Raw genomic sequence first — 13,727 nt, forward strand, 5'->3', positions numbered from 1 at the left:
TTGCACGAAAAATAGTAAATAAGGCAGGACTTACGCAAAAACTCTCTTTCCTCTTATTCCTCCGTGTCCTTTGCGTCCTCTGTGGTTCGATTTTCCGTTCCTTGTGCGTAAGTCCTGTAGTAAATAAGGCTAAAACTCTTTTTCCTCTGCCCCCTGCCTGATCCCAACCTACTTAGACCATAATTTCTGGCGGTGTGATTGCAGCATAGACATAGAAAAACCGCCCAGACTAGATGTAGCAACATTTAGAAAACGACGGCGTTTAATCATAGTTGTTTGATAGATGAAATAGTTTGGATTAAAAAGGTTAAAATTTGCAAAACTAACGCAGAGAATCTCCCCTGCCATATTCGGCGGTGATGTCGTTTAGCTTTTGTTTCAAACTGTCGTCGAGTTTTACTTCTGTTGCCTTGAGGGTGTCAGTCAGTTGTTCTGGACGACTAGCACCAATAATGGGAGCAGTAATAATCGGATTAGCCAGCACCCAAGCCACCGCTAGGGTAGTGAGTGACAATCCAGCGAATTCCGCGACTGAGCGTAATTCCTCCACAGTATTAAACTCGCGATCGCGCCAGTATCGCTCTTGATAACGTTCTGCGGCAGCACCCAGAGTAAAACGAGTCCCGGCGGTGGGGCCTTGAGTGAGGCTATGTTTGCCAGTCAGTAGACCACCTGCTAAGGGATTGTAAGGAATTACACTTAGTCCTTCAACTTTTGCCAAAGGCAAAAGTTCTCGCTCAATTTCACGGAATAATAGGTTGTAGCGGGGCTGAATTGAAACAAAGCGAGTTAAATTCCGCACATCGGCGCGACCCAAAGCGCGGGCGAGTCGGTAAGCTAAGAAATTGGAAACCCCTATATAGCGAACCTTGCCAGCACGAACTATCGTATCTAATGCTTCTAAGGTTTCATCAAGGGGGGTTGAAGCATCGTCAGAGTGCAATTGGTACAGATCAACATAATCGGTTTCCAGTCGTCTGAGGGAAGAATCGATCGCATCGAGAATATGTTTGCGAGAAGCACCCTGATCCCAAGGTGCAGTTCCGACTCGTCCCACGCACTTAGTCGCTAAAATAAAATGTTCGCGTTTGCCTTTAAGCCAGCGTCCCACGATTTCTTCGGTACGTCCAGCTGTAGTCAGCCCACCACCAAGGGGATAAACGTCGGCTGTATCTAGAAAGTTAATTCCCGCATCAGCAGCAGTGTCAAGAATCTGCCTAGAAGTTTCTTCGTCTATTTGCAAGCCGAAGGTCATAGTGCCAAGACAGAGACGGGAAACGGTCAAACCAGTTTGACCGAGTTTAGTTGTTGGTAATGTCATTTTAGAAGAAAGAGGAAAGAAATTCTTATACCAATTTAAAAAATGATTGCGAGGGTAAAACGCTATGCGCCTTATTTACTGAGGAAGGGGATGTAGAGGAGCAAGGAAGTTACTCCCTGATCTCCTCTTAATCTTTTACGCCGTTACCAAACTCTTATCTGCTTGTGCAGATTCGATCTTAGCTACCTTAGATTCAACCGCCGTACCCTTGAAAAATTCGGAATTGGCTTGAGTATAAAACTTGTAAGGATTATGGAATACATAAGCCTTAAAGTCGGCTTCAGAAATCACACCTTCTTGTACCAAATCCCAGCTTTCGGCTAGTGGATCGGTCAAATCTGGCACATCCCAGTGACCGACATCTGAGGAATAAATGGCGTTGATTTTCACACCCAAGGGATTAGCTTTATCGTTGAATGCTGCTGCGATGGTGCGATCGTCGGACTCGGAACCAAAGAAGAAACTGTTTACCCAGCGATCGCGGATATCTTCAATTGTTTCGATCCCGGCTGCTGCAAAGTCTTCCAGTTCGCTAGCAATTGGCGCACGGCTATGACGGCTAAAAGAAGAACCCAGTACACTCTTAGTCAATTCCTCTTTGGTGAGGGAATAGCCTTGAGTAATTTCGCCACCAAATCGCTCAAACAACTCGAACAACTCATCAGAATTTGTCAGTTCTGGGTTGTAGTTTTGCAGTCCCTTGAGATTGCGTTTGAAGAAACGATCTACTAAATGAATGTAGACGTGTGCGCCCCAATCTGCACCACCTTCAAGCATACCTACCCGTAACCGTGGAAACCGCTTGGTAACACCACCAAAAAACAGTGCTTTAGCAAATGCTTGTGAGCCATCGGCGAAGTGACCGATATGGTTGTTCATGTAGTTACTGATGGAGGAGCGTCCAGTCCAACCTTGACTACCGTAATGGGTAGTAATAGGTACACCTAATTCAACTGCCTTTGCCCAGAATGGATCGTAGTCGTATTCACTATCCAAACCGTAAAAGTCAATGTAAGAGGCATATTTGGCGATTTCAGGATATTGATCTGCTGGATATTTATCAGCGATCGCCTTAATTGGTCGTTTCACACCACCAGGAATGTTTGCCACCTTCAGCCCTAGTGTTTTTACGGCAAACTCTAACTCCTCAACGGCTTCTTGAGGATTACCCATTGGAATGCCAGCTACAGGAGTCAAGCGATCGCTATATTTCCGATACAAATCAGCATGATAGTGATTGACCGCCCGTTGCAGTGCTTGACGGTTCTCTTTACTTGCTCCAGCCGGTGCCAAAACATTATTCGGAAACAGTACCGAATAATCTGACCCCTGCTCCGCCTGACGCTCATAGAATAATTCAGGAAGAGTGTAAGTAGCCAGATCCAAAGTATTGCGGGTGACTCTCGCCCACCAAGGCGATCGAATTGTGCGGTTGTACTGCCGTTCTTCTGGAGTTTGTTGATACCAGTCTTTACCATTGCTCTTGGAATTAAGACGAGAATCTTCCGCCCTGCGTAATTCATCTACGAGTTTCGAGCCACCGTATTTAGCAATGTAATCCTCAAGCGCCGGAGTGAAATCATTGGTATGAACATCAGTATCAATTATCGGATAATCGAGGTTTGCTTTAATTGCCGCAGAACGGGAAGTTTTTAATCTGCTATATTCAGCCATGTTTTTTTCCTTGAATTAATGACAGAAGTAGTGCTGAGAAATGAGTTATGAGTGCTGAGTACAAAGACACATTTGAGTGTTAGTTAGTAATTTATTGGATTTAAAGCCCAATAAAACCCTGAAATTGATAGGTGATTTATTGCATCTGGATAACTCAGAAAAGACAATTGCTACAACGGAAAGAACCCATAACGCACTGGCTCCCCCAGGAGCGTCTACAGCACTCGAAACTCACTACTCTTTTGATCGGGACTTACGCTTTTTGTTTGTAGTAAGGACTTTACTCCTGATTTTGTTCAAGTAGCGTTTGCAAGAAAGCACTAAAGCCCTCTCTTTGAGACGCACTCGCGTTCACTACGAACTAAAAAGAATATCTGGCGTTGCGTAAGCCCTATTTATTTACGCCAACACCAATCTCTCATCCACTTGTTTAGCGGCAGATTACCCGGACGACGCAGCCCCAGCTTTTCTCTCAAGGTGCTTTAGCGCTAAACCGCAACTACAAACCAGTGATGATTATTTGCGCCGACTTACTTAATGCTTCCAAATTACTTGGATTGTTGCTGTGAGTTCTTCTGTAAAGTGACCAGAAGGCTCAACTGCTAGTAATGCTTCTTTAATATCTGCTTCAAATTCTTCGGCTTTGTCGCCATAAAAAATTTTCAGAGAAAAGGCTGTAGTGTATAAATAGCCAAGATAGCTAGAGACTGTCCAAGATTTTTCAAATGGCACTTCATATACTTCTTGGCGGGCAAATTTGGAATTGGCAATTATAACTTCGTGGGGAGGATCAACTGGTTTACGAATACCTTGTCCTCGTTGTCCAGTTCGTCGCTCCTCACCTAACCATTTTTTTACGACTCCAACGGCAGCTTGTTTCCAGGGTAGAGAACTTATCCAAGGATTATCACCAGTGTTTAGCAGTGCTACAGCACCATCATCTGCAAGCAATTCATAAAGACGTTCAAGTACAAGTTCGCGTTCCATCCAGTGGAAGGCTCTACCAATCGTAGCTAGTTTAAATGTTCCCAAACTAGGGTTAATCAGTTCTGCTCCAAGTTCTAGCCAAGTGATATTGTTTGCTCTTACAGTTGCTGCTTGACGTTGCGCTTCCTTGAGCATTTCTAAATCGGGATCAATAGCAACGACTTCCTGAAATTTGCTGCTGAGGGGAATGGCAATTAAACCTGGCCCAGTACCTAAATCAAGAAGTCTTCCCTGACCATTGAGATTAAATATTTCAGTTAGTTTGTCAAATACAGCAGGTGAGTATTTAGTTCTGTATTGAGCGTAGACTTCAGCTGCACCCTCAAATAATGTTGGGTCGTAGGTGGAAAGTGTTTTAAGTTGGGTCATAAGTTGTTTTTTTGGTGAATCAATCTCTATTTGGCTACTGGGAATTAGGCATTAGGAAAATTATTCTGAATATTTCTCTAGTCTCTGTTGCTAGAACAAATTTATAAAACAAGACTTGTAGGATGAAAATGCCAAGGTTCTTACCAAATTTGTTTGAACGATTTAGAACATTGATAGAGCGTTTCACTGACTACTACACTTTGCATTTGCCCTATCAATATTTTTTGTAGCTCTGGCTAAGTAGTCAGTCGCTAAATGAAATACTGTAGTTTATTCCTTTTAATATACTATAAGTTGACTGGTTTACCGTAGTTTGCTTATCTAACAGAGTCTTTCATACTTACAAGAAAAATGCAAGTACTGCTTAACACAAGTTCGTTAATATTTTTTTCTTTAAAAACATATCTTAAGAGGATTGCTTTTTTCATTTTTTTATGGTAAAAGTCAATAAGATTTTTCATCCTGTCTTCAGCACTAATTGCGGCTGAAATACCGAATATATCTGAGCCTAGATTAGAAATTGAGGAAATTTCCCCAAAGAATAGTGCAAACAATGATGACAACGAGCCGATTTGGGTGGGTTCTCTTTGCACTACCTTTACTTTCTAGTGAACTCACAGGAAAATCCTATAGCCCAAGCTGAAAAAGGAATATTCCCCACTCTCTACTCTTGGGAGTTGCTTTTTAGTTAATTTCGTGTAAAACTGTCTTTAATCTACGGTAACATACTAGATATATAGTAGTTTTAAGAAAAAATACCCCAACTATAACGTAATTTTTGGGTTTGTTCTTCATTACTTTCTGTCCGTGTCTCCGTAAAACAAACATAGATAACGCCAAAGCTATTCAGTCCTATTGACGAAATAGCGTTTAATGAGAACTTCATAAAACAACTAATTAGTAACTTATGACTATTACTCTGAAAAAGACTAAAAACAGCGAAAAATCCCTAGAAGCAATATTTAACAACAAATACGCAGATAAAATCATCCCTTGGATAGTACCTTTTATAGTGCTACTACTTTGGGAAATTGCCTCTAGAACTGGTTTACTTTCCAGCAGAATTCTTCCAGCACCAAGTAGCGTAGTTTTTACGGCATTTAAGTTAGCTTCAACTGGAGAGCTTTTCCGACACATGGGAATCAGTGCCGCACGCGCTATATCTGGTTTTATTATTGGCGGCGGAATTGGCTTTATTTTAGGATTACTCACTGGATTTTCTCGCATTGCAGAACAATTGTTAGATAGTTCCTTGCAAATGCTGCGTACTATTCCTAACTTGGCATTAATTCCTCTAGTTATTTTATGGTTTGGGATTGGCGAGCAAGCTAGATTATTTCTAGTTTCCATAGGTGTGTTTTTCCCAATTTACCTTAATACCTATCATGGAATTCGTAATGTAGATCCCCAACTAATTGAAATGGGCAGAGTTTATGGCTTAAAAACATCGCAGATTTTGTGGCAAATTGTTTTTCCAGGAGCTTTATCTTCAATTTTGATTGGTGTCCGCTTTTCTTTGGGTATTATGTGGCTATCGTTAATTGTAGCCGAACAAATTGCAGCAGATTCTGGCATTGGTTATATGGCAATGAACGCCCGTGAGTTCATGCAAACAGATATTGTGGTGTTAAGTATTGTCATTTATGCACTGTTAGGTAAACTAGCAAATTCTATCGCCAAACTTCTAGAAAAAAAATTATTATCATGGAATCCCACTTACACATCTGCTGGGTAAAAGTTTACATAATTTAAATATATGTTTAGTTTTTGCCCTTCATTTATTCTTTGCAAAAACCTCAAATAACTTCCTATTTTAATAACTCAGAAATCATTAAACAAAGGAAAAAACACATGGCTTCAACTATCCAAGGTTCACAACTCAATATTTTGGATTTAAGCAAAATTTTTGGAAATAAAACTGTCTTAAAGTCATTAAACTTAGAAGTAGCACCAGGAGAATTTATTGCGATTGTGGGACGTAGTGGTTGCGGTAAAAGTACTTTACTGCGCCTAGTGTCTGGGTTAGATAAACCCACTACAGGCGGCATATTATTAGATGGAGAACCACTACGTAAGCTTAGTCATTCTGTAAGAGTGATGTTTCAAGACCCCCGGTTACTACCTTGGAAAAGTGTAATAGATAATGTGGGTCTGGGTTTGCAAGAAAATTGGCGTGCAAAAGGTGCGCGGGTATTAGAACAAGTAGGGCTTAAAGATAGAGCTGGTGAATGGCCTTACGTCTTATCTGGAGGGCAACGACAACGAGTAGCATTAGCCAGAGCCTTAGTGAGTCAACCACAACTATTACTACTTGATGAGCCTTTAGGAGCATTGGATGCGTTAACTCGCTTAGAAATGCAACATTTAATCGAGGATTTGTGGCAACAGAGAGGCTTTACGGCGTTCTTGGTTACCCATGATGTAGAAGAAGCTGTGGCGCTGGCAGACAGAGTAATAGTAATTGAAGAAGGACGGGTTGCGTTAGATTTACCTGTAAGATTGTCGCGTCCACGAGACAGAGCTAGTGAAGTATTTGTAAATATCAGAGAAGCAGTACTAGAACAAGTTATGAATAATGAAGGTACTCACGCTCATCAATTATTGCAAATGAGTCATTAATACTCTTAATCAAAAGAAAATCTCAAACTTACTGAAGGGAAAAAAGTCTAGTGTATGAATACTTAGATAATCGTAGCGATCCGCTTATAGAACGATCGCTACAACTTATCTACTGATTTCCAGCTACTCTGTAGCAATTATGACATCTGATGCTTTAATCACAGCGATCGCTTGTTTTCCCTCTTGAAGTTGGAGATGCTCTACCGACTCCTTGGTAATAATTGCAGTTACTTCCACCCCAGGCACAATTTCTAATATGACCTCAGAGTTGACTGCTCCTGGGTGAATTTTCTTAATAGTTCCTTTTAAGGAATTACGAGCGCTAACTTCCATATTTTGATCCTCCCTAGTTATAAGATAATTCTGAACTTAGTAATACTAACAACAATCTGATTATTGGATTATCCTCATTTAGTAGGATGCTATCTTCTGCCTTATAGAAGAACTTAGATTTTAGACCACGGTTATTTCATTCTAAAATGTCACGTTTTCAAAGTCCCTCTCCCATATATGGGAGAGGGATTTAGGGTGAGGGCAAAAACTACGGTTCTCAACTTAGATCAGGTTTAAATTCTTAAAGATTCCTAAAAACTGCCGTAAAAATAGAATGAAATAGCCCTGGATTTTAGACTTATATTAGAATAGTAATTATGTTCGCCTTCTGAACAGTTAGCGATCGCACTTCTGCAAAACACTTTGTGAACTACTGAAAGTCATTTATTTGACAGGCAACCCTCGGTTGCCTCTAACTTCCTCTTTCTTAATAATTATTACAATCACACTTCTGGTGTCTGTTATTCCTAGTCAAGCAACTTCTACCCTTACGAGGGATTTTCCGTACTCTACATTTTTATTTTGTTGTCGAGCCTCGATAAATTCGCTCCATTTGCTCTGGAGAAAGCACTGTCATGGGAAACCATTCATGTGTAGAAACAGGGACTTCCTGGGAAGATTGAAACGGTCGTTGTTGAGTTTTAGTGAAATGTATTTCCACATTGCTATTTACAGCTGGGCTAACTAATGTCTCATCCATCTCCGATGGGAAAAGCTGATTTTGTGGCAAGACATAGGCGTGCTTTTGTGGATCATATCCCAAAATTTCTCCGGTTTCAATTTGATAAATCCAAGCATAAATCTTGAGTTGCCCTTGGTGGAGCTTAGAGTGAATCACCGGATAAGTGCGTAAATTTTCGATTTGGGTGAGTACATTCTCAGCAATAACTATTTCTAAGAGTTCTTCCCCTTCGTAATCGCTATAATTGTCTTTCACCAGTCGTCGGGTTGCCTCTGCATACTTGAGCCAGTCATGTACAAGCGGCATTTCTATCCGCAAGCTGTCTAACTTCATTAACCCTTTCATAGCACCACAATGCGAGTGACCACAGACAATAATTTGCTGAATACCTAATGCTTGAACAGCATACTCAATTGTTGCCCCTTCACCGCCATTAGTCGCACCAAATGGTGGAATAATGTTGCCTGCATTGCGGATAACAAACAATTCACCTAACCCGGCTTGTGTAATCAGGTTTGGATCGATACGCGAATCTGAACAAGTAATAAATAGTACTCTGGGTTTTTGACCATGAGAAAGTTGTTCAAACAGTTCTTCATTAGCAGAAAAATAACTACTTTGGAATTCGCGCAAACCTTTAATCAATTTTTTCATAGAAGCACCTAAATCAACAAATAATACTTGAAACTTATCGTATAAATTGAGTTTTCAAATTAAGCAAGTAGGGACGGGTTAATAATATCTGTAAACAGATTGACGTAATTGATAGGTTTTTGCTATTGCACCCAAGGCTTAGTTAAAGGGTGAGATTTATTCTTGTATTGTTTAAGCAATCCATCGCCAGTCGGTGATGAACCTCTGTTGCTAATCCCCAAGTTTGCTCTGCGGCTGTTGTATGACCTCCTGGTTTGATTAGCCGATATAGCCATAAGCGTAAATTCCATAACCACAAACCTAATCCTTGGAAATTCCAAGCACTCAGATGAGGATGGTGATCTGTGATTAAAATACCGCTGTTTTTAGCTACTATTAACAACATATTTACTTTTAAGTTTTCAAAAATCTGTCTTCAGATAGATTAATTACCCTTGATACGGTTACTTAAGTATAAAAAAATACTAAATACAAGAAATTCATTCTCAGTTTGAACTCATACCAAATCTATGTGAGCCTGCATAGAGTAATTCCCTTGTCTGGCATGGAGTTGAGGTTTGTTTGATTATGTGCATTTTCATAGAGAATTGGTACGAAAGCTTTATATGTATGCAGTATTTACAACTTCAAAAGAATTTTTGCACTCACATCAATCGCTTCTCGAAAATCAAATATGAAGTTTTGTTAAACAATGCGTAACTTTTACAAAACAGACTGACTAACTAATTAAGTGTGAAGTTGAGGAGCTTTAGAAGCTTAATTATTTCGTAACCTTCTAGACCCTAGATGCTGAATTCTTTGATTTCCAGAATTGACTCATAGAACTCGCGTTATTTAATACATCACAAAATCAGTTCATACATCTATTAGTCTGAAAGGAAAACAAAATTCATGGAATCTCAAAAATTAGAGTCAATAGTTATTGATTTGCAAAGGCTACAGCAGTTACAAGACGATAAATATCAAAAATTAAAGTCAATAATTATTGTTTCACAAAGGCTACAGCAGTTACAAAACAATATTAATAAAGAAATTATTGAGATCCTGAATAGCTCTAACCTGAGTAAGAGATTCGACAAATACGGTATGTCAGGACAAAAAAACCTGAAAGTTCAGTGTTCATTCGACTTAACTCAATTTTAAGCTAGAGATAGAGGCATTAAAGCTTGCTTTTTTAATGCTTGTTCACTGATTGATACTGAACAACAATTAAAACAGCCTAAAAGGATCGATTTTCTTGAATGTACACCCTAATGATTTTATCCACTGATTAAGACTTAAATAGTTTGAGAAATAACAATCAGTGCTATTTAAAAGGCTTTTCATAGGGTGAATCTTTGACGAATATTATTGTTTCTCACTTTTGAGGTATAAAGTATGCCGAAAACGTCAAACTTCGGCGAGTTTTTTGTACCCAAAATCAGCACTTAACTCAAGGTTGAGAACTGAAGTTACTGAAAAAAACGGTTTAGTCAGGTAAAAATTATGGCAAATATCATTGGAACCAAGGGTAATGATACCCTAGTGGGCAGCGAATTAGCGGATACGATTAATGGTCTTGCAGGCAACGATATCATCACAGCTACTGATGGTAACGACACATTAACTGGTGGTGGTGGCAAGGATCAGTTTAAATTCGTTAGTATATTCAACGGCACTGATACCATCACCGATTTCGGTGGCGTCGGTAAAGGAACAAATCCGACTTCCGCAGTCATTGCCGAAGTGGACACCCTAAAATTCGAGGGCTATGACTTCTTTCGTCCCGAAAATTTGCTGCTTACCCAGAATGGCAACAATTTGGAAATTGCGTTTGAAGGGGTAGGTGAAACCACAGTCATTCTGCAAAACTTCAAATTAGAAAACTTAGAGAATCATAAAGCTTCTGGAGCCACACCAGCGATTGGTAATATCCTGTTTAATGGGCAAAGTAGTATCACCGACAGCTTTAATGTCTTTGATGCCAACTCCACTGAAACTAAGCTGGGCATCAAAAATACAGTAACCTTCCTTAATGACCTATCCAACAACATTACGGGTTTAGACGACTCAAATGATGTGGTTAATGGTCAGGGCGGTAATGACAAAATCGACGGCAAAAGTGGCAACGACTTGCTGCGGGGTGGTACGGGCAATGATACTCTCATTGGTGGTGCGGGGAAGGATACCCTCATTGGTGGTACGGGCAATAACTCCCTCGTTGGTGGTACTGGTGACGATGTATTGAATGCTGAGGATTCAACAGGCAATAGCACCCTTAACGGTGGTGCTGGTAACGATTACTTGAGTGTTGAGGGTTCAACAGGCAATAACCTGCTTTCTGGTGGCGATGGCGATGACAGCTTTTCTTTGAGGGCTTCATCTACTGCCCCCTCTTTCTTAGTAACTCAAACCGTAGATGGAGGGAAAGGGGATGATTTTTTACAAGCGTATTATACCAATGCTACGGGGAGAATGACTTCCACATTCAATGCAACCACTAACATTGGTTCGATTACAGCAGGCACGAATCAGGTTAACTACAAAAATATCGAGCGATTAGATATTAGAGGTACTATCTACAATGACTTGATTGTGGGGACTAATGGCGACGATTTTCTCTGTGGGGGCAGTAGTGGCAATGATCCAAGTTATGGTAATGATACGATTTTTGGCGGTAAAGGTAACGATGACTTGAGTGTTGATTATTCAACAAGCAATAACATCCTTAATGGTGGTGTTGGTAATGATCAATTGAGTGCTACCTCTTCAAAAGGTAATAACCTCCTCTCTGGGGGGGATGGCAATGATAATCTCTCCACTTCTGGGACTCACATCGACTACGACGGGGGAAGTACCAATGCCGCCTCTGGGAATAACACCCTCGACGGTGGTGTTGGTGACGATAGTTTAAATGCTGATTATTCAACAGGCGATAATCTACTTTCTGGAGGCGATGGCAATGATTATCTTAGTACCTCTAGCTCCGCTTCTGACAGGTACGCATTTGCCACCTCTGGCAATAACACCCTCGACGGTGGTGCTGGTGACGATAGTTTAAGTGCTAACTATTCAACAGGCGATAACCTGTTGTTTGGAGGCGATGGCAATGATTCTCTCTTTGTCTCTAGCTATTACGACTACTCTGGAAAGTCTGATGGTGGGTTTGGCAATAACCTACTCTCTGGAGGCGATGGCAATGATTCTTTGTCTTTGCTTCTATATACTTCCCCCTCTGACTTAGTAACTCAAACAGTAGATGGAGGGACAGGTGACGATTTATTGAAAGTCTCGTATATCTATGGTACTGGGGGAATTACTTCGACATTTGATGCTGCTACTAACACTGGCTCGATTACAGCAGGCACGAATCAGGTTAATTACAAGAATATCGAAGGATTAAATATCTCTGATACAGCCTACGATGACTTGATTGTGGGGAGCAGTGGCAATGATACAATAGATGGGAGCGGTAGTGGAAATGATACAATCGATGGGGGCGCTGGTGAAGATTACTTATCGTTCTCTTACTATAGTGCAACCCAGAGCATGACTTCGACATTCGATGCTGCTACTAACACTGGCTCGATTACAGTAGGCACGAGTCACGTTACTTACAAGAATATCGAAGGATTAAATATTTATGGTACAGCCTACGATGACTTGATTGTAGGCACTAATGGCAACGATTCGCTCCACGGGGGTAATAGCGGCAACGATACCATCGATGGAGGCACAGGTGACGATTTGTTGTCGTTGTATAATTATACTACTAGCGACGGAATTACTTCGACATTCAATGTTGCTAGTAACACTGGCTCGATTACAGTAGGCACGAGTCACATTACTTACAAGAATATCGAACAATTAAATATCTCAGGTACACAGTACGATGATTATATAGTGGGGAGCAATGGTAACGATACGATAAATGGGGCAGATGGAAATAATACGATTTTCGGCGGTGCAGGTAATGATTACTTGAGTGCTGATTATTCAAATGGTAATAATCTGCTCTCTGGCGACGATGGAAATGATTCTCTGAGTATCTCTGGCTCCTACAACGACTACCGAGGCGAGTTTTCTCTTGATGCTGTCTCTGGCAAGAACACCCTCAATGGTGGCGCTGGTGATGATAACTTAGTTACTAACTATTCATCAGGGAATAACCTACTGTCTGGGGGGGATGGAAATGATTCTCTTAATGCCTCTGGTTCAGCCTCCTTATACTCCTCATACGGAGTTTATACTGTCTCTGGCAATAACACGCTCGACGGTGGTGCTGGTAGCGATCGCTTGAGTGTTGACTATTCAACAGGCAATAATCTCCTTATTGGTGGCGATGATAATGATACTCTCACAGCTTCTGGCGCTTCTGGTAAGAACACACTCATGGGTGGTAATGGCAATGATATCCTCATAGGTGGCAAAGGTAATGATAGCCTAATTGGAGGGGCTGGTACTGATACCTTTGTTTTCAATAGTTACAATAATGGAGGTGTTGACAGTATTTCTGACTTCAACGCCACTAATGAACTGATTCAGCTGTCGGCTGCTGGTTTTGGTAGCGACTTATCACCAGGTTCACTCAAAGCTACTCAGTTTACCCTTGGAACATCTGCAACCACTAACCAAGAGCGATTTATCTACAACAGCGCTACAGGTGGATTGTTCTTTGACCTTGATGGCAGTGCGTCTCGGTTTACTCAGGTACAATTTGCCCAAATATCTGGCAAAGTGACACTAACCGAAAAGAATTTTGTGGTTGTTTAATCGGAATTAGCGCTCTGCCATTACCAACTGCTACGGTTTGCGAGGTGTTATTTTTACTGACAATTTAGGAACTGGGGGGATACACAATCTAGATACCCCCTTGTTTTTTGTCTTTGTCTATGCAAATCTAATATTATTATACGGTAAGTTTACCGATTTACCGTATAATTTTCCTGGTGTAAAAATAAAGTTTCATCCTCTTGAACCTCGTGATGTTAGTTACTCACGAGCCAAGAACCTCCTCCAGTTGGCTCAAAAGTGCGGATTTACCACAACTTTAATAGCGATTTCAGGTTGAGTTAGAATCCCAAATTGAAGGACTATATCAATAACTAC

The 13,727-nt window shown here is 40.8% G+C and carries 10 protein-coding genes; 4 read left to right on the forward strand and 6 right to left on the reverse strand.

Annotation, left to right across the window (positions count from 1 at the left end; translation table 11 throughout):
• Positions 1-322: 322 nt before the first annotated feature.
• From V7K73_RS20390 to V7K73_RS20400, 3 genes are all read right to left on the reverse strand, one after another.
• A complete protein-coding gene (locus V7K73_RS20390; protein ID WP_334882477.1) occupies positions 323-1,321 on the reverse strand; it encodes an aldo/keto reductase in 999 nt (332 codons plus the stop codon).
• A 135-nt stretch (positions 1,322-1,456) separates the two neighbouring features.
• A complete protein-coding gene (locus V7K73_RS20395) occupies positions 1,457-2,995 on the reverse strand; it encodes an amidohydrolase family protein (RefSeq protein WP_334882479.1) in 1,539 nt (512 codons plus the stop codon).
• 534 nt (positions 2,996-3,529) lie between these two features.
• Entirely contained in the window at positions 3,530-4,351 is an 822-nt protein-coding gene (locus V7K73_RS20400; protein WP_334882481.1) for a class I SAM-dependent methyltransferase, read from the reverse strand.
• A gap of 907 nt (positions 4,352-5,258) precedes the next feature.
• On the opposite strand from V7K73_RS20400, the gene V7K73_RS20405 reads away from it, so the two are divergent.
• A complete protein-coding gene (locus V7K73_RS20405) occupies positions 5,259-6,086 on the forward strand; it encodes an ABC transporter permease subunit (protein ID WP_334882483.1) in 828 nt (275 codons plus the stop codon).
• A 116-nt stretch (positions 6,087-6,202) separates the two neighbouring features.
• Complete coding sequence (locus V7K73_RS20410) at positions 6,203-6,970, forward strand: ATP-binding cassette domain-containing protein (protein WP_334882485.1); 768 nt, start codon at positions 6,203-6,205, stop codon at positions 6,968-6,970.
• A gap of 123 nt (positions 6,971-7,093) precedes the next feature.
• Here V7K73_RS20410 and V7K73_RS20415 read toward each other — a convergent pair whose 3' ends face one another.
• The 3 genes from V7K73_RS20415 to V7K73_RS20425 all read right to left on the reverse strand — a co-directional run bounded on the left by V7K73_RS20415 (position 7,094) and on the right by V7K73_RS20425 (position 9,024).
• Positions 7,094-7,303 carry a TOBE domain-containing protein gene (locus tag V7K73_RS20415; protein WP_094352220.1) on the reverse strand — a complete coding sequence of 70 codons (210 nt, stop codon included), beginning with the start codon at positions 7,301-7,303 and terminating at the stop codon, positions 7,094-7,096.
• 517 nt (positions 7,304-7,820) lie between these two features.
• Positions 7,821-8,639 (reverse strand): carbonic anhydrase, encoded by an 819-nt coding sequence (locus tag V7K73_RS20420; protein ID WP_334882487.1) that lies wholly within the window; start codon positions 8,637-8,639, stop codon positions 7,821-7,823.
• Positions 8,640-8,781: 142 nt separating this feature from the next.
• Positions 8,782-9,024, reverse strand: coding sequence for a hypothetical protein (locus tag V7K73_RS20425; RefSeq protein ID WP_334882488.1), 243 nt, complete (start codon positions 9,022-9,024; stop codon positions 8,782-8,784).
• A gap of 506 nt (positions 9,025-9,530) precedes the next feature.
• On the opposite strand from V7K73_RS20425, the gene V7K73_RS20430 reads away from it, so the two are divergent.
• Positions 9,531-9,782, forward strand: coding sequence for a hypothetical protein (locus V7K73_RS20430; RefSeq protein ID WP_334882490.1), 252 nt, complete (start codon positions 9,531-9,533; stop codon positions 9,780-9,782).
• A 342-nt stretch (positions 9,783-10,124) separates the two neighbouring features.
• Entirely contained in the window at positions 10,125-13,391 is a 3,267-nt protein-coding gene (locus V7K73_RS20435) for a beta strand repeat-containing protein (RefSeq protein ID WP_334882491.1), read from the forward strand.
• Positions 13,392-13,727 lie beyond the last annotated feature (336 nt).

Origin of the sequence: Nostoc sp. (assembly GCF_036916975.1) — a bacterium.
Taxonomy (GTDB): domain Bacteria; phylum Cyanobacteriota; class Cyanobacteriia; order Cyanobacteriales; family Nostocaceae; genus Nostoc.